The organism is Occultella kanbiaonis (assembly GCF_009708215.1).
In the GTDB taxonomy this organism is placed as follows: domain Bacteria; phylum Actinomycetota; class Actinomycetes; order Actinomycetales; family Beutenbergiaceae; genus Occultella; species Occultella kanbiaonis.
Genome location: NZ_CP046175.1, coordinates 4573234 through 4594288, shown reverse-complemented (window position 1 = coordinate 4594288; position 21055 = coordinate 4573234). Strand labels below are relative to the sequence as shown.

The window sequence follows — 21055 nt, the reverse complement described above, 5'->3', positions numbered from 1 at the left end:
ACGTGCGGCGTTGCCCCGCCTCAGGGATGCGCGCCGATCCCGAGCATCCTGCAGAAGACCGGCCCGGGCTCGCCGTCGACCCGGGCCGTGGCCGGGTAGGCGCCGCCGTGGTTGCGGGTCATGACCTCCAGGACGCGAGCCGCGGTCCTGGCGAGGTAGTCCCCGTCGACGGCGAGATCGGCACCCGCCCACCCGTTCAGCGCGGCCTGGAGCGTTCTCGTCCAGCCGAAGTGGGCCTGCGTGCGCGCGTCCCAGGAGCCCTGCGCCGGCAGCCCGCCCTTGGGCCAGCGCTGCGCCCGCTGATAGGCGCTGACGGCCGCCCGGTACAGGTCCCCGGCAACACCGTCGGGCCGGCCCCGGTAGTAGCCGAGCGGGATCAGGGCGTTCCGCATGATCTTCTCCACCGCGGGGTCGTGGCCCTTCGGTCTCGGCTGCCCCTGGGTCTTGGGCGTGATCGGGCCGGTGTCGTGGGTGGCCGAACTGCCGATCCTCACCCCGCGCGCCGAGAGGAACACGGACGGGTCGGTGAAGGCGCCACCGACCAGGACCCCCAGGTGCAGGTGGGTGCCGGCGGCACCGGAGGGCTTGACGTTGCCGGTGTGGCCCATCACGCCCACCTGCTGCCCGGCGCGCACCCGCTGCGTGGCGCCGACCTTGAACGACGCGAGGTGGCCGTAGTAGGACCGGACCTTGCCGCCGTGGTCGATCAGCACGCCGTTGCCGGAGTGGCCCTTCAGCGCCTTGACCTTGGCCGCGACCACCACGCCGTCGGCGATCGCGAACACCGGGATGCCCTGCTGGGCGGGCTTGGGCGGGGCGTAGTCGTCGCCCGCGTGCAGGATCCCGCCGCGAGGGCCGAAGTTCGAGGTGGCCCGCACCCCCACGGGCAGCGGCGTGACCCACTTCGGCCCGGGTTCGCGCTCACCCGGTGGCGCCGGCGGCGGGACGTACTCCACGCCGTCGTCGAATTCGACGACCTCCTCGGTGACCAGATCGTCGTCGTGCTCGCCGACGTCATCCTGCCGCGCCGGCACCGGCTGCTCCGCACTCACACTCGACCTCCCCGTCGGTGATGGTGGTGCCATCGATCGTCCCATTCGGATTCGGTCCGCGGGCGGGAATAGGCTCGCGACATGCGTCCCGAACACCTGAGCCTGTACACCCGACCCGGCACCCCGACCCTGCACCCCGACGGCACCTGGGCGGTGGTCGCGCTGACCCGCACCGACGTCGAGGACGACTCCTACCGGTCCGCGCTGTGGCGCCACGACCTGCCGTCCGGCGCACTGCGTCCGTTCACGCACGGCGCCAAGGACTCCGAGCCCGTCATCTCCCCGGACGGGCAGTGGCTCGCGTTCGTGCGTGCCCCCGAGGGCGGCAAGCCGCAGCTCGCGGTCATGGCCACCGGCGGCGGCGAACCACGGCTGCTCACCGACCACCCGACCGGGATCTCCGGCCGGCCGGTGTTCTCCCCGGACTCCCAGCGGATCGCCTACACCGCCCGGGTGCCCGAGGCCGGCCGGTACGGCACCGACGAGAAGGTCGGTCCCGGCGCCGAACCGCCCCGGCACATCACCACGTTCACCTACCGCAACGACGGCATCGGCTTCTACGGAGACCGGCCGCAACACGTGTTCGTGATCGACGTGCCGGCTGTGCCGGACCCGACGGCGGACCTTCCGTCCGTGGGGCAGGCTTCCGATTCGAAGGGGTCCGGTGCGAAGGGCACCGACGGCGCCGCGGGCGCCGCGGTGCCCGGCCGGTTGGCGACGGCGGGGGTCGAGCCGGTGCAGGTCACCTCGGCCGCCCAGGACCACCGGAGCCCGGTGTGGACGCCGGACGGTGCTGGGCTGCTCGTGCTGCGCGGGGTCGCGGACGCGCTCGTGCCCGAGCTGGTCCACCACGACGCGGCTGATACGTCCGCGGCGCGGGTGCTCGACGTCGGCCCCGGTAACGTCGGCGCCGTCCTGTTCGACGACGACGCCGTCTGGCTGCTGCGGGCCGACCTCGGTGACGACGACATGGACTTCATCGGCCGCTCGGCGGCCCTGTACCGCGGGCGCTGGGACGGGGCCACGATCACCGACCTGGAGGGCCTGACCGACCCGGTCACCGAGAGCCTCGGCGGCACGGTGTTCCTCGCCGTCGACGGCGGGGTACTGCTCACCCGTGAACGGCGCGGCACCACCGAGCTCGTGCGCTGGGCCGACGGTGAGCTGACGCCCGTCTTCGAGGGCGCCGCTGAGGTCACCGGCGCCGACATCAGCGACGACGGTGCCCAGATCCTGCTGGCCGCGACCGCCGTCGACAGTGTCGGCGACCTCTGGCTCGTCGAGGGCGAGAGCCCGGGCCGGGTCAGCGACCTCTCCGCCCGGCTGCGGACCGAGGCGGGGGTGCTCGAGCCGGTCGAGCTGGAGGCCACGAGCGACGACGGCTACCCCGTGCACGGCTGGGTGGTGACGCCGTCAGGTCCTGGCCCGCACCCGGTGCTGCTGCTCATCCACGGCGGCCCGCACGCCCAGTACACCCCGACGTTCTTCGACGAGGTGCAGGTGTACGCGGCGGCCGGGTACGCCGTCGTGTTCTGCAACCCGCGCGGCTCCTCCGGGTACGGGCAGGAGCACGGCCGGGCGATCACCGGTGCGTTCGGTGACCGGGACACCGCCGACGTGCTCGCCTTCCTCGACGCCGCCCTGGCCGCCGACCCCACCCTCGACGCCGACCGCGTGGGCGTGCTCGGTGGGTCCTACGGCGGGTACCTGACGGCCTGGCTGACCACGCGCACGGACCGGTTCGTGGCCGCGATCGTGGAGCGCGGCTTCCTGGACCCGGTGAGCTTCGAGGGCTCGAGCGACATCGGCTGGTTCTTCGGGCGGCGCTACCTCGGCGACGACCCGACGGCGGTCGCCGCGCAGAGTCCGATGGCGCACCTGGACAAGGTCCGCACGCCCACCCTCGTGATCCACTCCGAGCAGGACTGGCGGTGCCCGGTCGAGCAGGGGCAGCGTTGGTACGTGGGGCTCAAGCGGCGTGGGGTCGAGACCGAGTTCCTGTTGTTCCCGGGGGAGGGGCACGAACTGAGCCGGTCCGGCCAGCCCAAGCACCGCATCGCGCGGTTCGAGCACATCCTCGCGTGGTGGGCCAAGCACCTGCCGGTGGAGGCGCCGGTGGGCTAGGTGGGCCCGGCCGCCACATTCACGGGAGCGGTGCGGTTCCGACGTACCCGGTACGTCGGAATCGCACCAAAACAGGACGGGTCGGTGGGCGGAGCGTTCGGGGCGTGGTCGCCCCTTGCCTGCCTCGCAGTGGTGCGATTCCGAGGCACCCAGTGCGTCGGAATCACACCACTGATGCTCGCGCCAGAGCTGCGCAGGGTGATGGGGACAGTTTACAGGGAGCTCAGCGGTACCGGCGGGCCACCGACTCCCGTGCCGACGGGCCCGGGGTGGCCTCGGCGATCCACGGGCCGGTGCCCTCGGAGGCATCGATGATGCCGGCCTCGGCCCAGGAGTAGCGGCCCTCGAGCACGTCGGAAGCGAGGGTCTCGTCGGGGCCGTCGGTGTTCACCCACAGGGCTCGCAGCAGCCCGGCCACCCGCAGCCTCGACTGGCGGCAGAACGCGTCCGCCAGGGCCTGCGGGGAGCCGGGCCCGGCCCCGCCGCCGTGCCGTGAGGCGTGCGCGCACACGGCCGTCATCGCGAACAGTTCCGCCCCGATGTCGACGATCCGCGCGAGGAAGCCCTGCTTGTGCTCGAGGCCACCCTGCCAGCGGGCCATCCCGTAGAACGTCGACCGGGCCAGCCGCCGCGACGTGCGCTCCACGAACCGCAGGTTCCCGGCGAGCGGGCCGAGGTCGGCGTAGGAGGTGGGGGAGTCCCCAGGGCCGACGAGCAGGCGCGGCAACCAGCCGGCGTAGAAGCCGGCCGCCGCCTTGGCCGCCTCGGCCTTGGCCGACAGGTCCGCGTCCGGGTCGATGAGCCGGCCGGCCACGGACAGGTGCGCGTCCACGGCCTCCCGGGCGATCAGCAGGTGCATGATCTCGCTGGAGCCCTCGAAGATCCGGTTGATCCGCAGGTCCCGCAGCACCTGCTCGGCGGGCACCGCCCGTTCGCCGCGGGCGGCAAGGGACGCGGACGTCTCGTACCCGCGCCCGCCCCGGATCTGCACGAGCCGGTCCGCGACCTGCCAGGCCATCTCGGAGCACCAGAGCTTGGCGAGCGCGGCCTCGATCCGGATGTCGGCGCCGCCGGAGTCGGAGAGCTCGCCGGCGATCTCGACCATCGCCTCCTCGGCGTAGGTGGTCGCGGCCATGAACGCGAGCTGGTGGGCGATGGCCGGGTGCCGGCCGACCGGCCGGCCCCACTGCACCCGCTCGAGCGCCCACTCGCGGGCGATCTTGAGCGACCACTTGCTCGCCGCGACGCACAACGCCGGGATGGACAGCCGCCCCGTGTTCAGCGTGGTGAGCGCGATCTTCAGGCCCTGACCCTCACGGCCGATCACCGCGCCGGCGGGCACCCGCACCTGGTGGAACCGGGTCAATCCGTTCTCGAGCCCCTTCAGTCCCATGAACGTGTTCCGGCGCTCGACGGTGATGCCCGGGGCGTCCGCCTCCACCACGAACGCCGTGATCCCGCCCTTGCCGTCGGCGTGCGGGGCGACCCTCGCCATCACCACCAGCAGTTCGGCGAGGACGCCGTTCGTCGTCCACAGCTTCACACCGTCGAGCAGGTAGTCGCCCTCGGGAGTGCGGGTGGCGGCGGTCTGCAGCCGGGCCGGGTCCGACCCGACATCCGGTTCCGTGAGCAGGAACGCGGAGATCGCCCCCTCGGCGCACCGGCGCAGGTACTGCTCCTTCTGCTCGGGGTTGCCGAACTGCTTCACCGGCTCGGGCACCCCGATGGACTGGTGCGCCGAGATCAGTGCGCCCAGGCTCGGGTGCACGGTCCCGAGCAGCATCAGCGCCCGGTTGTAGTGCACCTGGCTGAGCCCGAGCCCGCCGTAGCGGGTCGGGATCTTGATGCCGAACACGCCGAGCCCGGTCAGTCCGGCAAGGTCCTCGTCGGAGATCCGGTCCTCGGTCTCGATCCGCTGACCGTCCAGATGCTCTCGCAGGTGGGCGTCCAGATCGGCCAGGAACTGATCGCCACGGGCCTCGCGTTCGGGGTCCTCGGGCGGCCGCGGCCAGATCCGGTCCGGGCGGAACTGGCCGAGGTAGAGATCCTTGGCGAACGACTCCATGGTCCACTCGCTCGGCCGGGCCTGCTCGGCCACGGCCCTGGCCTCGCGCTCGGTGACTACCGGTTGGTCCGTCATGATCGCCTCCCTGCGAACACCTACCTGGCTCCAGTCTCCACCGGTTCGACCGCGTCCGCCGGTTTTCGGCAGCGGCGGCCGCTGCCGGGACCGGCGAGCTAGCGGGAGGGGGCAGCCACCGCGGCGCGGTCGGCCGGGCGGGCGGAGGGTGCCGGCCATGTCGGCGGTCGCGGATAACGTCCGCAGCACCACCGATCGATAGGAGACAGCATGGGACTGCCGGAGACCGAACGTCAGGAGTTCCTGGCCCAGCCCCACATCGGCGCGCTCGCCGTGGGCGCCGGTCCGGACCGCGGACCGCTCGTGGTGCCGGTCTGGTACGGCTACGAGCCCGGCGGGTCGCTGTGGGTGGTGACCCCCGCGGACTCGGTCAAGACACGCCTGATCGAGGCCGCCGGGCGGTTCTCGCTGCTGGCCGAACAGTCCGCGCCGCGGGTGCGGTACGTGAGCGTGGAGGGCCCGGTCACCGAGTCCAGGGAGGCGACCGAAGACGAACACCTCGCGATCGCACGCCGCTACCTGGGCGACGGCGCGGCCGCGTACGTCGAGATGGCGGCAGGGTTCGGGGTGCCGCTCCTGGTCCGGATCGAACCGCAGCTCTGGTACTCCGCAGACCTCGGTCCGAGCTGACGACGGCGGGGTGCTGGGTCGCACGGTGACGTCGCCGGCCGCAGGCGTGAGGTGGTCGACGCGGAGGTCGACGCCGGCGGGAGGTGGCCTCAGCGGCTCCGGTTGCGCGGGTGGTTGCGCGCGGTGCGTTCGTTGCCGTGCTTGTAGTTCCCGGTCACCCGGGCCATCAGTTCCTGGGGATCGCCGAACTCGACCTCTCGCAGGAACTCGGCGGCCCGACCACCGCGCAGGGTCGTGGCGTGGTGGCCGTGGTGGGTGATCCGCACCTCGGCACCCACCTCGCGGTAGGAGAACCCGTCCGGGCGGTTGCTGCTCACCGGGGCACCGTGGTGTCGCTGGGGCCGGGTGCTTCCGGAGGCGGCACCTGCTCGCTGACGGCGTCCGACGGCGTCGCCGCGGACGTGGCGGGTGGCAGCGGCGCCACCCGTGGTCGTTTGGGCACCCGGGCGTCCCCGGAGGAACGGCCCCGTAGGCGGCGGGTCGCCCACGGGTAGACGTCGCGGACGAACCACTCCGCGTCTGAACGGAACCGCTGCCCGGTCGGGACCGGCGCGAGGCGAGCCAACGGATCGGCCCAGGCTGCGTCGTCGGGCGTGAGACCGAGCGCCACCAGCGCCGCCTGCGCGACCCGCTGGTGACCGTCGGTGGTGAGGTGGATGCGGTCCTGTGCCCACATCCGCCAGTCCTGGATGGCCCGCAGGCCCCACACGTCGACCACGTACGCGTCGTGCCGGCGGGCGATCGACCAGATGTGCGCGTTGAACGTGGCGACCCGGCCGCGGATGGCGCGAAGCACCCCGGCCTGCCGGGTGTCGGTCCCGGTTGCGAGGAGCACGTCGACCCCGGCCCGCCGGATCGTGTGCACGGCGTCCTCGAGGATCGCAGCCATCCGGTCCGGGTCGGAACCGGGCCGGAGCAGGTCGTTGCCGCCGCCGACGAGGGAGATCAGGTCGGGCTCGGCGTCGAGAGCGACCGGGAGCTGCTCGGCGATGATGGGCTCGAGGAGCCGCCCGCGGATGGCCAGGTTCGCGTACTCCAGCGGGGCCAGGCCGGCGTCGACCCGGCGTGCGGACAGCGAGCCGGCGAGCTGGTCGGCCCAACCGCGGACCTGGGCGGGGTTGTCCGGGTCCGGATCCCACAGGCCCTCGGTCATGGAGTCGCCGCAGGCGACGTACCGGGACCAGCGGGCGGGATCGGAGACCGGATGCAGCACGGGGTTCACCACTCCTTCCTACTCCGGTCACCGCGGTCCTGGCTATGAGAATCCACGATGCCGCGTCGGGGCTGGAGGGGCGGCGTCAGGGTTTGGCGGGCGGCGTCAGGGCTGGAGGGACCAGTCCACGGGCGGCCCGCCCTGCTCCACGAGCAGGGCGTTGGCGCGGCTGAACGGACGCGACCCGAAGAACCCACGGGAGGCGGACAGGGGGCTCGGGTGCGCGCTCGCGACGATCGGCGTTCGCCCGAGCAGCGGGGTCAGGGAGCGGGCGTCGTTGCCCCACAGGATCGCCACCAACGGAGTGCCGCGGGCCACGAGCGCGCGGATCGCGGCGTCGGTGACCGCCTCCCAGCCCTTGCCCCGGTGGGACGCCGGTTCACCCGGGCGGACCGTCAGGCTCCGGTTCAGCAGCAGGACCCCGGCATCCGCCCACGGGGACAGGTCGCCGTTGGCCGGGGTCGGCAGACCGAGGTCGGTGCCGAGCTCGCGGTAGATGTTCTGCAGCGACCGCGGCACCGGTCGCACCTCGGGGGCCACGGAGAAGGACAGGCCCATGGCGTGACCAGGGGTGGGGTAGGGATCCTGCCCGACGATCAGCACCCTCACATCGGCCAGCGGGTTCGTGAACGCCCGCAGCACGTGCTCCCCGGCCGGCAGGTAGCCGCGCCCGGCGGCCACCTCACCCCGCAGGAACTCGCCCATCGCGTGCACCTGCGGCTCCACCTCGGCCAGGGCCGTGGCCCAGCCCGGGTCGATCAGATCCGTGAGCGGGCGCGGGCCGCCCTCCTTGACGCTGTTCACCCGTCCACCTTGGCAGATCGACGGCCGTGAGCAACCGTCCACGGCGCTGATCCATGTACAGGGCATGACCAGCGCGACGAGTGTGACGACGCGCACGGAGCGACACCGATCGGGCCGATCGCGTACCACAGCGGGTCCGGCGCGGCAGGAATGACACGCGTGTCGTTTGCCCCTACTATGAACCACCACGGGTCGCCGCAGGATGGGGCGGTCCACGACGGAACCGGGAACGAGGAGGCACGATGTCGGCAGCGCGGGTGTTGTCCACGCAGAGTTCGGACGCAGCAACACTGAGTGAACGCGACGCCGAGATCCTCGCCTTCGAGCGGCAGTGGTGGAAGTACGCCGGGGCGAAGGAGACCGCCATCCGCGAGCTCTTCGACATGTCCGCGACCCGGTACTACCAGGTCCTGAACGCCCTGATCGACGACCCCACGGCGCTCGCGGCCGAGCCGATGCTCGTCAAGCGGCTGCGCCGGATGCGCAGCACCCGCCAGCGCGAGCGTTCGGCACGCCGCCTCGGCAATGAACTCTGAGCCTGTCCGAACCGTTAACCTTCCGGTGTGAGTAACAGGGACTATCCGCATTCCGAGGACGAGTTCGACGCCCTCGGCGCGGATCGGACCCCGCAGGGCGTGCACCGCGCGCAGCAGTCGCGCTGGCGAGCGTTCCTGCCGTTCATCCTGGTGATCATCCTCGCCCCCACGCTCGCGTTCGGGGCCGTGCGCCTGCTCTCCGGCGGGTTCGGCGGCGGGGACGACCCCACCGGAGCACCGACCACCACGGCCGACGCGGGCGAGCCGACCCCGACGGACGGCACCACCGAGGAGCCTCCGGTCACCGAGGAGCCCACCGTGGACCCGACCACGGACGAGCCGGCGGACCTCGACCGGGCCCTGTCCGTGTACGTCCTCAACGGCGCCGGCATCTCCGGCCTGGCCGGTGAGGCCGCCGAAGTCCTCACCCAGGATGGCTGGACGACCGTCACGCCGGACAACTACTCGCGCGAGCTGCCCACCGCGTCGGCGGTCTTCTACACCAGCGCGGACATGGCCGAGGAGGCTGCGGCCGTCGGCGAGCTGCTCGCCGTCACCGATCTCATCGAGGACTCCTCGGCGGCCTCGAACGGCATCGTCGTGGTGCTGCGGGACGACGCCTTCCGGAACTGACGCCCCACCCGAGGCGGACCGACCTGGAGGTGGCGAGTTCCGCCGTCGGGCTCAGGGAGCGTTGCCCTCGAGCTCGGCGACGGTGAGGATCACCACGGCCGCGGACCACATCAGCGGCGCGACGCCGGCGGGGGAGCCGTCCGGACCCACCTTCTCGGGGATCGCCCCGAGCGGGGTGCGGTGCTGCGTGATCCACGTCAGCCATCCGTCGGCACGGGCGGTCTCACCGTTCGCGGCGGCGGACCAGGCGTACAGGCTGGTCTGCGGTGTCCAGGAGATGGAGGTCTCCGGCCACGACCCACCCGGCGCGAGGCCGCCGGCGGGCCTGTTCATCTCGGCGATCGAGGACTCCCAGGCCGCGGCCGCCCCCGGCAGCGCCTCGGGCTGGAACGGCGGCAGCACGAACGCGGTGGCCGCGTCCCGTGGGGACCGTCCGGCGTAGCGGCCATACCCGGTCTGCCCGAAGTTCGCCACGACCGCCTGTTCGAGCCGGTCGGCATCGGCACCCACGGCGGCGGCGTCGGAGTCGCGGCCGAGCCAGGAGTGCAGCCGCGCGGACGCCTCGAGGCCGGCCAGGACCGGGGCCGCGGTGCCGAGGGTCAGGGTGCTCTCGCGGTGCTCCCAGTAGTCCGCCGACGGCGCGGGCAGGGACCGCGGGTTCGCCACCTGGGCCCGCAGATAGCCCGTGGACCGCTCGATCATCGGCGCGAACGTCGCCAGGAGCTCGTCCCGCTCGGCGCCCGGCCCCAGCACGTCCGCCGCGTATGCGAGAGCCCAGAGCACCCAGCCGGTGCCGTCGGTCTGCAGGCCCCGGGCATCGGGCGGTCCGGACCCGTCCGGCAGGTAGCGCGCCTCGAAGCTGCCGTCCGGGTGCTGCACGCCGTCCAGGAACGTGAACACCTCGACGGCGTCCTCGTGGTGGCCGGTCACGGTGAGCGCGGCCGCCACGAACGACGCGTCGCGTGGCCAGACGTAACGCCATTTGCTCGAGAAGCCGGCGACGGCGGCGCCACCCTCGAGCGTCAGCGTGTGCAGGTCGAGAAGGGCGTCCGTGACGAGTTCCTCGTGCGGGCCACCGACGCCCGGCACGGTCCCCGCGTCGAGCCACGTCCTGGTCGCCTCGGCCAGCGCCTCGGCGGCTTCGCGGTCGGCATCGCTCGCGTCCGGGCCAGGGTCGATGACCCGCGTGCCGGGCAGGTACCGGGCATCGGAGTCCGTGGGGATCGTCGTCACCGATCCGTCGGCCTGGACGCCGATCCCGAGCGTGTACAGGCCCACCTCGTCCACGCGGCCGCGATCGCGCACGGCTGCGGCCGCACCGACGAGAGCCACCACGGCGACCACGGCGGCGAGCGTCCAGAATCTGCGACGGCGGGAACTCATTGCGGTCGATCCTAGGTCAGGCGGGCCCGGACGCGGGCCCCCTCACGGGTAGGCAACAATGGCAGCATGAGGGCACAGACGGACGCCGTGGTGATCGGCTCCGGACCGAACGGGCTCGCCGCCGCCGTCACCCTGGCGCGGGCCGGTCTCGAGGTCACCGTGTTCGAGGCGGAGAAGACCGTCGGCGGCGGCGCCCGCACCCTCGATCTCGGGCTCGCCCCCGGGGTGGTCCACGACATCTGTTCCGCCGTGCATCCGCTCGCGCTGGCCAGCCCGTTCTTCGCCGAGTTCGACCTCGCGGCCCGCGGGGTGGACCTGCGGGTCCCCGAGGTCGCCTACGCCCAACCGATGCCCGAAGGGCCGGCGGGTATCGCGTACCGTTCGCTCGGGCGTACGGCGGCGGAACTGGGGCCCGACGGCGCAGCCTGGTTCGACCTGTTCGGTCCCCTCGTCGAGAACTCGGCCATGCTCACCGAGCTCGCGCTCGGCGACCGCCGGAGCCTGCCGGCCGGTCTGCTCACGCCCACAGGGCTGCGGGCGGCCGTCGGCGCGGCCGCCCGCCTGTTCGAGCAGGGCACGCGAGCCTGGTCGGCTCGGTTCCGGGGCGACGTCGCCCCCGCGCTGTTCACCGGGGTGGCCGCCCACTCGATCAGCACGCAGCCCTCGCTCGCCGGCGCCGGCACCGCGATCATGCTCGCCACCCACGCGCATGCGGCCGGCTGGCCGATCCCCGTCGGTGGGTCCGGGGCCATCATCGGCGCGCTCAGGACTGACCTCGAGGCGCACGGTGGGGTGATCCGGACCGGCCACCGGGTCCGCACCTGGCGGGAGCTGCCGCGGGCACGCGCCTACCTCTTCGACACCACTCCGGCGACGCTGCTGGAGATCTGGGGTGAGCGGATGCCGGAGCGGGTCCGCGCGGCGCTGGCCCGGTTCCGTTACGGCGACGCCGCGGCGAAGGTGGACTACGTGCTCTCCGGCCCGGTGCCGTGGGCGGACCCTCGGGTGGGGGAGGCGAGCACGGTGCACGTGGGCGGCACCCGCGAGGAGATGGCGTACGCCGAGTCCCTCGTGGCCGAGGGCGTGCATGCGGCGACGCCGATGGTGCTGTTCTCGGACCCGAGCGTGGCCGATCCCGGCCGGGTCGTCGCCGGGCGACGACCCGGCTGGGCCTACGCCCACGTGCCGGCGGGCAGCACCGTGGACGTCACGGAGGCCGTCACCGCGCAGATCGAGCGTTTCGCGCCGGGCTTCCGCGATGTCGTCGTCACCTCCCGGTGCGTGCCCGCCGCCGAGATGGCCGAGCACAACCAGAACTACATCGGCGGGGACATCGCGGCCGGCGCGGTCTCCACCTGGGGCATGGCCGCGCGCCCCCGCCTCAGTACGGACCCGTTCGCCGCGGGGATCCCCGGGGTGTACCTGTGCTCGGCGTCGGTGCCGCCGGGGCCGGGGGTGCACGGCATGGGCGGGCACCACGCGGCGCGGCGGGCCCTGGCCCAGCGGTTCGAGGTGCGGGCGCCGTCGTTGGCGCCGAGTTCGACGGTCTGAGCCTCCTGAGCGGTCGACCGGTGCCGTTCGACGGTCGCCGTGACCGGCGTCACCGCCATCCGGGCCGGGGCGCGCCCGGGGCGACCAGGCGCCCGGGTTCACCTGACTGCGAAACCGTGCCTCCGCCGTCGGGCCCTTCTTGCACTCTCCGGGTGAGAGTGCCAATAATGGCGTTAGCACTCTCGCCTTGAGAGTGACAACACCTGGTCAGTGAGATGAGGCGCTGCGCCGGTGCGGGACATGAACGCATCGGGTGGCGTCGTCCGTCGCGGGCATCGCACCGGCCTTACGAACGCCAGTACCGGAGGATCAGACCCGAATGGCAAAGATCATCGCCTTCAACGAGGAGGCCCGCCGCGGGATGGAGCGTGGGCTCAACACCCTCGCCGACACCGTGAAGGTCACGCTCGGCCCGAAGGGACGCAACGTCGTCCTGGAGAAGAAGTGGGGCGCCCCCACGATCACCAACGATGGCGTGTCCATCGCCAAGGAGATCGAGCTCGAGGAGCCCTTCGAGAAGATTGGCGCCGAGCTCGTCAAGGAGGTCGCCAAGAAGACCGACGACGTCGCGGGTGACGGCACCACCACCGCCACCGTGCTCGCCCAGGCGCTCGTGCGCGAGGGCCTGCGCAACGTCGCGGCCGGCGCCAACCCGATCGCCCTCAAGCGCGGCATCGAGAAGGCCGTCGAGGCCGTGACCGCTGCCCTGCTCGACTCCTCCAAGGAGATCGAGACCAAGGAGCAGATCGCCGCCACCGCCGCCATCTCCGCCGGCGACCCCCAGATCGGCGAGCTCATCGCCGAGGCTCTGGACAAGGTCGGCAAGGAGGGCGTCATCACGGTCGAGGAGTCCAACGCCCTCGGCCTGGAGCTCGAGCTCACGGAGGGTATGCGCTTCGACAAGGGCTACCTGTCCGCGTACTTCGTCACCGACCAGGAGCGTCAGGAGGCCGTCCTGGAGGACGCCTACGTGCTGCTCGTCGAGTCGAAGATCTCGAACGTCAAGGAGCTGCTGCCGCTGCTGGAGAAGGTCATCCAGGCCGGCAAGCCGCTGCTGATCATCTCCGAGGACGTCGAGGGCGAGGCCCTGGCGACCCTGGTGCTGAACAAGCTCCGTGGCATCTTCAAGTCCGTCGCCGTCAAGGCCCCGGGCTTCGGCGACCGCCGCAAGGCCATGCTGACCGACATCGCGATCCTCACCGGCGGCCAGGTCGTCAGCGAGACCGTGGGTCTGAAGCTGGACAACGTTGGCCTCGAGGTCCTCGGTACCGCCCGCAAGGTGGTCATCACCAAGGACGAGACCACGATCGTCGAGGGTGCCGGCGAGGCCGACAGCATCGCCGGTCGCGTGTCGCAGATCCGCGCCGAGATCGAGAACTCCGACTCCGACTACGACCGCGAGAAGCTCCAGGAGCGCCTCGCGAAGCTCGCCGGTGGTGTCGCGGTGATCAAGGCCGGGGCCGCCACCGAGGTGGAGCTCAAGGAGCGCAAGCACCGCATCGAGGACGCCGTCCGCAACGCGAAGGCTGCCGTCGAGGAGGGCATCGTCGCCGGTGGTGGCGTGGCCCTCATCCAGGCCGCGAACACCGCGTTCGCCACCCTCGAGCTCGACGGTGACGAGGCCACCGGCGCGAACATCGTTCGCGTGGCCGTGGACGCGCCGCTCAAGCAGATCGCGATCAACGCCGGCCTCGAAGGCGGAGTTGTCGCGGAGAAGGTCCGCAACCTGCCCGACGGTCACGGCCTCAACGCCGCGACCGGCGAGTACGAGGACCTCCTCGCTGCCGGCATCAACGACCCGGTCAAGGTGACCCGTTCCGCTCTGCAGAACGCCGCCTCGATCGCCGGCCTGTTCCTCACCACCGAGGCCATCGTGGCCGACAAGCCGGAGAAGGCCTCTGCGCCCGCCGGCGGCGGTGGCGACGACATGGGCGGCATGGGCGGCATGGGCTTCTGATCCCCTAGGGATCGCAGCCCGGCCCCACGCCGGTCGAACGCATCACCCGAAGGCCCCCGGTCCGATTGGACCGGGGGTCTTCGCCTCGTTTCGGGCGGGAAGGACTGCCCATGGCTGCCACGCCGGGCTGCGCACTAGGTTCGGGTCCCATGGGTGCAGGCAGTCAGGAGCCGGGGTATCAACCCGGCTGGTCGGGGAGTGTGCAGGGGGCATCCTCCGGACGGCAGTCGCAGGCGCCACACCGGACCGGCACGGGGGCGCCGGTCCGGGTGGACCTGAGGCCGACCGCCAAGGGCATCCTGATCCAGGTCGCCGGAACGGTGCTGACGCTCGGGGTCGGGCTCGTCGCCGTGTTCGGCGGGCTCGCCTCGGACCAGGGTGCCGTGCCGATCGTCGTCGGGGCGATCTTCCTGCTCGCCGGGTTGTTGTTGCTGCTGACGATGCCCAGGGTGCTGCGGGCACGCGCACTCGAGATCGGGCCGATGGGTCTGGACTACCAGGACCCGAAGGGTCACCCCTGGGCCGTTCGCTGGGCCGACCTGGCCGCGGTCGAGGTCAAGTACGGACACTCCCGGTCGCGCGGTGGCCCGTTCTCGGACGGGGTCGTGGTGGCGCTGGAACTCTCCCTGCGCCCGGGCACCGAGGCGCAGTACCCGAACCTCGGCCGGTACCGGCGCGGTGAGGTCCACCGACTCCCGCTCGGTCAGCGCGGCGACCTGCTCGGACCGCTGGCGCAGCCGTTGGGTACGTTCGCACCACCGCAGGTGTTCCATGGCGTGACGAACCTCGGCTCGATCCTTGCCGCCCGCCTGATCTGACGAGTACGGCGGCCTCAGCCGGGGAGTTCGCCCAGCAGGTTCACGCGCGCCTGCTCCGCCCACAGCCTCCGGCCGCGTTCGGTGTGGAACAACGGGTCCAGTGCAAGCAGGCGATGGACGACGGCGGCCCGTCCGTTGGCGAAGTCGGTGTCACTGACGTGGGCGTAGTCCGCCCGCACCGCGGCCAGGTAGCGGGCGTAGCCGGCCGGCTCGCGGCCGAGGACGGACAGGTCCGCGTCGCAGAGCAGCGCGCCCGTGGTGTCGCCGGGCTCCGGAGCGTGCGAGGCGGTGAGCAGCACCAGTCGGACGACCTCGTCGACATCCGCGGCGGCGACGCCGGACCCGGTGAGCCGGTCCCGAGCCAGGTCGGCGGAGTCCTGCTCGTCCCGTCCGGCGACCCCGGCGTAGACGGCGTCGTGGAACCAGGCCGCGAGCAGCACCGTGGCCGGTGCCGGGCCGGGTTCGGACAACGCGTCGGCGGCCTCAAGCACCGCGAGCAGGTGTGTGCCGTCGTGGTAGTGCCGGTGCGGCTCGCCCCACCGCTCCAGAAGTTCCGCGCCGAGCGCCTCGTGGCCGGGCAGCAGCAGGCGCCATCGCATGGTCAGTGCCACGTCGAGGTGCTCGCGTCGGTCCCGGGCCCGCACCCGGAGGCCGCTCGCACGTAGGCCACGGATGAGGTCACCGCCCGTGACCGGCCGGGCGCCCTGCGCCACCAGCTCGGTGTGCCGACGGGCGGGCACGTCATAGTGGTCGCGGTCGAAGGCGCGCTCGGGCAGCCCGGCCCGCCGCGCGAACTCGTGCAACTCGGCCAGGGACTCGTCCGAGACCAGGTGCGAGAACAACGTGCCGTGCGCCGGCCACATCGGCGGATCGATCAGGACTGCCACCGCTCCAGGGTAGGGCGCCCGGACCCCGTCGATGCCCGCGCCCGCCACGTTCGCCGCGGCGGGCGCCGGCGGCGCTACCGGGAGAACATCCGCGTCGCGTTGAACTCGGTGTCCTCGTACTGGCGCGCGCTGGCATCCAGCGCCAGCGAGATCTGCTCGAGGTTCGCCTCCACCTGCTGCTGCGTGGCACGCCACTCCACGATCAGCGCGCCGAACGCCGTGGACGCCCCGCCGCGCCACGACGACTGCAGGGCGGTCAGGTGCCGCATCATGTTGCTGACTTCGGTGTTGATGATGGTCGCCGAACTGCGCGCGGCCGCGCCGGCCCTGGCCACCTCGGCCGCATCGACCTCGAATCGGGTCATGTCTGTCTCCTCGATCTCATGACCGCACGAGGTGTGCGGTCCTGAGGTCGACGCTAGGAGTAACCGAGCCGCCACGGCGTTGTCACCGGTGCCGCTGTGCGGGCAGCGGCACCAACGGGCTCGCTGTGGACGCCCGCTCAGTCCGAGGTCGGGCGCTGGCGGGCCGGCATCCGTGGGGGCCGGCTCAGCGAGGTCTCGTGCTGCGCCTCGTCCTCCGCCGGCTCCGCGTCCGCTGAACGCATCGACGGCGGCCGGTTCGGCCACGTACCCTCCGCGGCCCGGGACGGGTCGGGGGCGGGCGCTCGCTCCGCCGGGAGGTCCACGTCCGGCACCGCCGTGCGGGTCGGCCGTTCCGAGTCCTGCGGCTCCGGCGCCTGGTCGGAGAGTCCGAACCCGGCGTCGTCCGCGTCCGGGTCGGACCCCGAACGTGCCACGTCCGCCCGGTTCGGATCCGGCTCGTCCTCCGCGCGCGGAGGCAGGGTCGCGAGTTCGCTGGTGAGGCGCGCCAGCTCGGCGTTCAGGTTCTCCCGGGCCGCGTCCTCCCAGTCCCGCCCGAGCGGGGACCGGAACAGGTGGGTCCGGCCGAGCAGCTTCGTCACGATCCTCAGCCGGGCCTCGAGGTAGTCCCGCTGCGGGATGTGCCGGTACTCCTCGCGCACCTCGCGCCGGTAGGCCTCGTACTTCTGCGGTTCGGCCGCGAGGCCACCGAGGTCGGCATCACAGAGGGCCTGGGCGTCGATGTCCGTGGCCGGTGCGGCGTGGCGAGCCAGCACGGAGATCAGTTCCGCGATCCGGTTGACGACCTTCTCCGGGACCCCGAGTTCGGTGAGCTCGATGCGCGCGAGGGCGGCGGAGGCCGCCTCGTCCACCCCACCCCGGTGGGCGTAGGCCTCGCGGGCGGCCGCGTTGAAGACGGCCCCGTGGTACCAGGCGGCGATGCGCACGATGTCCGGGTGGTGGGTCTCCGGGGCGAGTTCGTCGACCCGGGCGAGCACCCCGATGAGCCGCTTCATGTTGTGGTGGATCCGGTCCGGCTCGGACCATCGGCCGATCAGTGCTTCCCCGCGGGCCTCGATCGCCTCGCGGTCGGCGGTGGCACCCACCGCCTCCAGACTCCTGCGCCATGCGGACAGGACCCACTGTGGTGCGTCGATGACGCCCATCGATTCACATTCCCTCAACGACTGAACTGACGAGGCGATCGTAGCCCCGGTCCGGCGCCCCGGCCGCACGAGCGTGACCGCGCCGTGTCCTCGCTCCCAGGACGTAGGCTGGCTGGATGCAGAACGGTATACGGACGGTTGTGATCACGGTCTCGGACCGGTGCGCGTCCGGAGAGCGCGAGGACGTCTCCGGCGCCCGCGCCGCCGCCCTGCTCGCCGAGGCGGGGTACGACGTCGGGCCGGTCCAGGTGGTCCCGGACGGCGCCGACGCCGTCGAGGCAGCCCTGCGGGGCGCCGTCGACGGCGGTGCCCGGCTCGTGCTGACCAGCGGCGGTACCGGCATCTCGCCGCGGGACCGAACCCCCGAGGGGACGGCGCGCGTCCTCGACCGGGAACTGCCCGGGATCGGCGAGGAACTGCGCCGCCGCGACGCGGCCGCCGTGCCGACGGCGATCCTGAGCCGCGGACTGGCCGGCACCTCGGGCCGGGCGCTCGTGGTCAACGCCCCCGGTTCCCCGGGGGGCGCCGCCTCCGCGGTGGCCGTGGTGCTGCCGCTCGTGACCCACGTGCTGAGCCAGTTGGACGGCGGTGACCACGGATGAGCGTGCGCCTGACCGCGATCTCCGCCGAGCCGCTCGATGCGGCCGCACACGTGGCCGCCGTCTCCGACTCGAGTACCGGCGCCGTCGCCAGCTTCCTGGGCACGGTGCGCGACCACAGCCCCGACGCGGCCGGCACGGTGACCGGGCTGGAGTACAGCGCGCACCCGGACGCCCCGCGGGTGCTCGCCGAGATCGCCGAGCGGGTCGCCGCCGCGCACCCGGACGTCGCACTCGCGGTGAGCCACCGCACCGGGGACGTCGCCGTCGGGGGGCTCGCCATCGTCGCGTGCGCCGGCAGCGCCCACCGGGCCGCGGCCTTCGACGCGTGCCGTGACCTCGTCGAGGTCGTCAAGGCGGAGCTGCCGATGTGGAAGAAGCAGAACCTCGCGGACGGCAGCCACACCTGGGTGGGTTCGGCATGAGCGTCTCGCCGGACCTGGCCAGCCCGATCGTCGACCGGTACGGGCGGGTGCACCGCGACCTGCGGATCTCCCTCACGGACAAGTGCAACCTGCGCTGTACCTACTGCATGCCTGCCGAGGGCGTGCCGTGGCTGCACAAGGAGAACATCCTCACCACGGACGAACTCGTGCGGGTCGCCGAGGTCGCGGCCGCACTCGGCATCGTTGAGGTACGGCTCACCGGCGGGGAACCGCTGCTGCGCCCGGACGCGGTGGACGTGGTCGCACGGATGTCCGCGATCATCGGCGAGGACGGTCCGCTCGAGCTGTCCATGACCACGAACGGGATCCGGCTGCCGCAACTCGCCGAGCCGCTGGTCGAGGCTGGCCTGACCCGCGTGAACGTCAGCCTCGACACGCTGCGCCGCGACCGGTTCCACGACCTCACTCGCAGGGACAAGCTCCCCGAGGTGCTCGCCGGCATCGACGCCGCGATCGCCGCTGGCCTCGCGCCCGTGAAGATCAACGCCGTCGCGATGCGGGGCGTGAACGACGACGAGCTCGTGGACCTGGTCGCCTTCGCCCGGGACAAGGGCGCCGAGATGCGGTTCATCGAGCAGATGCCGCTGGACGCCGGCCACACCTGGACCCGGGCCGCGATGGTCACCGGCGAGGAGATCCTCGCCGAGCTGGAGCAGGTGTTCGAGATCGCCGAGTTCGGGGACCGCGGCACCTCTCCCGCCGAGCGGTTCCTGATCGACGGCGGTCCCACCACCGTGGGCGTGATCCGTTCTGTGACGCTCCCGTTCTGCGGGGCCTGCGACCGGGTCCGGCTGACGGCGGACGGACAGTTGCGCAACTGTCTCTTCGCCCGTGAGGAGTCCGACCTGCTCGGCGTCCTGCGCAGCGGCGGCACCGACGACGACATCGCGGCGCTCATGCACACCTGCATCGCGGGCAAGCTGCCCGGTCACGGCATCGACGACCCGGGCTTCCTCCAGCCGGACCGTCCGATGAGTGCCATCGGGGGCTGACCCAGGGGTTCGACGGGACCAGGCCGAGCCGCCCCCGGGTTCGCCCGATGAACGGCCGGTGACGGCTCGGCACCGGCCGTGAGACGCCGTCGCGGCCGACGGTGAGACTCTGCCAGGTTGGAGCACATGGATACCGACGCCGTCCTCGACCTGCTGAAGGAGACGGCCGCGACCGTCATCACCCCGCGATTCCGCGCGCTCGCCGAGGGGCAGGTGTTCGAGAAGGCCCCCGGGGACCTGGTGACCGTGGCGGACCGCGAGAGTGAGATCCTCATCGCCGAGGCGTTGCAGGCGGCCTACCCGGACGCCCTCATCCTCGGCGAGGAGGCGACCTCCGCCGACAACACGCTGCTGCAGGCGTTCGCGACGGCGGAGCACTCCTTCACCATCGACCCGGTGGACGGCACGAAGAACTTCGTGAACGGATCCCCCGACCACGCGGTGATGGTGGCCGAGCTGCGGGGCGGGAAGCCGGTGCGCTCCTGGATCTGGGTGCCCGAACGCGAGGAGGCGTTCGTGGCCGAGGCCGATGCGGGTGCGTACCGGAACGGGACCCGGATCGAGCGCGGTGCCCCAGCCGACGGCGCCGAACTGCGCGGCGTGACCTCGAGCGAACCCCTGCGCAGCCAGGCCCCGGCGCCACTGCGGATCGGCGACTCCTGGATGTGCGCCGGCGTGGACTACGCGAACCTCGCCCTCGGCGAGGTGGACTACGTCGGCTTCCGCAACGACTGGCCGTGGGACCACGCGCCCGGTGCGCTGCTCGTGGCCGAGGCCGGGGGCTTCACCGGGCGGCTCGACGGGTCGGCCTACGCGCCCCGCCGGGTCGGCGTACCCTGGCTCATCGGCGCCGCCTCGGCGGACGTGTTCGAGGAGGTCCGGGGACCGATCGCGAGCCTGGTCGGCTAGAGCGCGACCCCGCTCCGCACGAGGGCGCTTGACGCGATGACGTCAGCGCTCTCGCGCTGTCACCGGGTCTGCGTGGCCCGCCCGTCCGCTTGGCGCCCCCAGGCGATCGCGAGCATGATGCACCCGATCGCGAGCAGCACGCCGTGCCCGATCCGCATCGCCGGGGTGCCGAAGAACTGCGGCAGGTACAGCGCCAGCATGACCCCGGTCAGCAGCCCACCCGCACGCGCGAGACCGCCGGCGCGCCAGGCGTCCCGGGCGAGGAGGATCCCGGCCACGGCGAGCGCGAGCAGGCCGAGTCCGAACATCGTCATCGGCACCGGTCCGTACCGGACGGTGTCGGCGAGTTCGAGCAGGCTCACATCGGCGTCGGCCACGGCGCGCAGGCCGATGGCGTGCAGGCCGAACGTCTCGGCGCCGTAGTACGGCAGGACCAGCGCGGCGCCGACGGCGGCGAGCGTGGCAGTCGGGCCCGCCCGGCCGCTCTCGAAGGCTCGGACGAGCAGCGCCGCCGCGAGCAGCATGAAGGCGACCATGCCCATCGTGTGGGCCGCCACCCACTGGTGTGAGGCGAACGCCGCGGCGCCGGCCAGGGTGGTCTCATCGGTCCATGGGCGCACGGCCGGGTAGAGCGCGAACAGGACGCCGGCCACGGCCAGGGCAGCCCGGATGAACGTCGATGCGCGGCCGGTGCGGCTCGGGGTCTCGGTGTGGGTGGGGGTCGCGTTGGTGACCGGCGCCGTGGTCGGCGTCGCAGTGGGCGCAGTGCTCCGCGGGTTCGGGTCGGTGCTCGGTGCGGTCATGGCGGACTCCTGGTCTCAAATGGAGAGCGGTGCTCTCTGTTGCTGCCAAG

Annotated in this window: 21 protein-coding genes; 11 read left to right on the top strand and 10 right to left on the bottom strand. The window is 72.6% G+C overall.

Going from position 1 to position 21055, the window contains the following annotated elements:
* Positions 1-20: 20 nt before the first annotated feature.
* Complete coding sequence (locus GKS42_RS21135; RefSeq protein WP_168217938.1) at positions 21-1052, bottom strand: peptidoglycan DD-metalloendopeptidase family protein; 1032 nt, start codon at positions 1050-1052, stop codon at positions 21-23.
* A gap of 81 nt (positions 1053-1133) precedes the next feature.
* On the opposite strand from GKS42_RS21135, the gene GKS42_RS21130 reads away from it, so the two are divergent.
* The gene (locus GKS42_RS21130; protein WP_154795620.1) at positions 1134-3176 is read left to right on the top strand and encodes a S9 family peptidase; all 2043 of its coding nucleotides are present in this window, start codon (positions 1134-1136) and stop codon (positions 3174-3176) included.
* A 223-nt stretch (positions 3177-3399) separates the two neighbouring features.
* Here the strand turns inward: GKS42_RS21130 and GKS42_RS21125 are convergent, their stop codons facing one another.
* Positions 3400-5316 (bottom strand): acyl-CoA dehydrogenase family protein, encoded by a 1917-nt coding sequence (locus GKS42_RS21125; protein WP_154795619.1) that lies wholly within the window; start codon positions 5314-5316, stop codon positions 3400-3402.
* 210 nt (positions 5317-5526) lie between these two features.
* On the opposite strand from GKS42_RS21125, the gene GKS42_RS21120 reads away from it, so the two are divergent.
* The gene (locus tag GKS42_RS21120; RefSeq protein ID WP_154795618.1) at positions 5527-5946 is read left to right on the top strand and encodes a pyridoxamine 5'-phosphate oxidase family protein; all 420 of its coding nucleotides are present in this window, start codon (positions 5527-5529) and stop codon (positions 5944-5946) included.
* A gap of 89 nt (positions 5947-6035) precedes the next feature.
* Here the strand turns inward: GKS42_RS21120 and GKS42_RS21115 are convergent, their stop codons facing one another.
* From GKS42_RS21115 to GKS42_RS21105, 3 genes are all read right to left on the bottom strand, one after another.
* Positions 6036-6263: a hypothetical protein gene (locus GKS42_RS21115; protein ID WP_154795617.1), complete on the bottom strand. Its 228-nt coding sequence runs from the start codon at positions 6261-6263 to the stop codon at positions 6036-6038.
* Entirely contained in the window at positions 6260-7168 is a 909-nt protein-coding gene (locus GKS42_RS21110) for an SGNH/GDSL hydrolase family protein (RefSeq protein WP_290368034.1), read from the bottom strand. The genes GKS42_RS21115 and GKS42_RS21110 overlap by 4 nt, the downstream gene beginning before the upstream one ends.
* Positions 7169-7264: 96 nt before the next feature.
* Positions 7265-7963, bottom strand: coding sequence for a uracil-DNA glycosylase (locus GKS42_RS21105; protein ID WP_232847777.1), 699 nt, complete (start codon positions 7961-7963; stop codon positions 7265-7267).
* 242 nt (positions 7964-8205) lie between these two features.
* On the opposite strand from GKS42_RS21105, the gene GKS42_RS21100 reads away from it, so the two are divergent.
* Both GKS42_RS21100 and GKS42_RS21095 read left to right on the top strand, forming a co-directional pair.
* On the top strand, positions 8206-8499 hold the full coding sequence (locus GKS42_RS21100; RefSeq protein ID WP_154795615.1) for a DUF3263 domain-containing protein: 294 nt from the start codon (positions 8206-8208) through the stop codon (positions 8497-8499).
* A gap of 27 nt (positions 8500-8526) precedes the next feature.
* Positions 8527-9132, top strand: a complete 606-nt coding sequence (locus GKS42_RS21095; RefSeq protein ID WP_154795614.1) for a LytR C-terminal domain-containing protein — start codon at positions 8527-8529, stop codon at positions 9130-9132.
* A gap of 51 nt (positions 9133-9183) precedes the next feature.
* Here the strand turns inward: GKS42_RS21095 and GKS42_RS21090 are convergent, their stop codons facing one another.
* Positions 9184-10515, bottom strand: coding sequence for a glycoside hydrolase family 15 protein (locus tag GKS42_RS21090; protein WP_154795613.1), 1332 nt, complete (start codon positions 10513-10515; stop codon positions 9184-9186).
* 66 nt (positions 10516-10581) lie between these two features.
* Between GKS42_RS21090 and GKS42_RS21085 the strand changes: the two genes are divergently transcribed.
* The 3 genes from GKS42_RS21085 (at position 10582) to GKS42_RS21075 (ending at position 14841) form a co-directional block, all read left to right on the top strand.
* Positions 10582-12066 (top strand): phytoene desaturase family protein, encoded by a 1485-nt coding sequence (locus tag GKS42_RS21085; RefSeq protein ID WP_154795612.1) that lies wholly within the window; start codon positions 10582-10584, stop codon positions 12064-12066.
* Positions 12067-12385: 319 nt separating this feature from the next.
* Positions 12386-14023 carry a chaperonin GroEL gene (gene groL / locus GKS42_RS21080; protein WP_154795611.1) on the top strand — a complete coding sequence of 546 codons (1638 nt, stop codon included), beginning with the start codon at positions 12386-12388 and terminating at the stop codon, positions 14021-14023.
* 149 nt (positions 14024-14172) lie between these two features.
* A complete protein-coding gene (locus GKS42_RS21075) occupies positions 14173-14841 on the top strand; it encodes a hypothetical protein (protein ID WP_154795610.1) in 669 nt (222 codons plus the stop codon).
* Between the two features lie 14 nt (positions 14842-14855).
* Here GKS42_RS21075 and GKS42_RS21070 read toward each other — a convergent pair whose 3' ends face one another.
* From GKS42_RS21070 to GKS42_RS26635, 3 genes are all read right to left on the bottom strand, one after another.
* Positions 14856-15728 (bottom strand): DUF4031 domain-containing protein, encoded by an 873-nt coding sequence (locus GKS42_RS21070; protein WP_154795609.1) that lies wholly within the window; start codon positions 15726-15728, stop codon positions 14856-14858.
* A gap of 74 nt (positions 15729-15802) precedes the next feature.
* On the bottom strand, positions 15803-16093 hold the full coding sequence (locus GKS42_RS21065) for a WXG100 family type VII secretion target (RefSeq protein ID WP_154795608.1): 291 nt from the start codon (positions 16091-16093) through the stop codon (positions 15803-15805).
* A gap of 137 nt (positions 16094-16230) precedes the next feature.
* Positions 16231-17256 (bottom strand): HD domain-containing protein, encoded by a 1026-nt coding sequence (locus tag GKS42_RS26635; RefSeq protein ID WP_174791102.1) that lies wholly within the window; start codon positions 17254-17256, stop codon positions 16231-16233.
* Between the two features lie 116 nt (positions 17257-17372).
* Between GKS42_RS26635 and GKS42_RS21055 the strand changes: the two genes are divergently transcribed.
* The 4 genes from GKS42_RS21055 (at position 17373) to GKS42_RS21040 (ending at position 20202) form a co-directional block, all read left to right on the top strand.
* Entirely contained in the window at positions 17373-17858 is a 486-nt protein-coding gene (locus GKS42_RS21055; RefSeq protein ID WP_154795607.1) for a MogA/MoaB family molybdenum cofactor biosynthesis protein, read from the top strand.
* Positions 17855-18280: a molybdenum cofactor biosynthesis protein MoaE gene (locus tag GKS42_RS21050; protein WP_154795606.1), complete on the top strand. Its 426-nt coding sequence runs from the start codon at positions 17855-17857 to the stop codon at positions 18278-18280. The genes GKS42_RS21055 and GKS42_RS21050 overlap by 4 nt, the downstream gene beginning before the upstream one ends.
* Complete coding sequence (moaA, locus tag GKS42_RS21045; protein WP_154795605.1) at positions 18277-19293, top strand: GTP 3',8-cyclase MoaA; 1017 nt, start codon at positions 18277-18279, stop codon at positions 19291-19293. The genes GKS42_RS21050 and moaA overlap by 4 nt, the downstream gene beginning before the upstream one ends.
* A 126-nt stretch (positions 19294-19419) precedes the next feature.
* Positions 19420-20202 carry an inositol monophosphatase family protein gene (locus tag GKS42_RS21040; RefSeq protein WP_154795604.1) on the top strand — a complete coding sequence of 261 codons (783 nt, stop codon included), beginning with the start codon at positions 19420-19422 and terminating at the stop codon, positions 20200-20202.
* 59 nt (positions 20203-20261) lie between these two features.
* On the opposite strand, the gene GKS42_RS21035 is transcribed toward GKS42_RS21040, so the two are convergent.
* Positions 20262-21005: a hypothetical protein gene (locus tag GKS42_RS21035; RefSeq protein ID WP_154795603.1), complete on the bottom strand. Its 744-nt coding sequence runs from the start codon at positions 21003-21005 to the stop codon at positions 20262-20264.
* Positions 21006-21055: the final 50 nt, after the last annotated feature.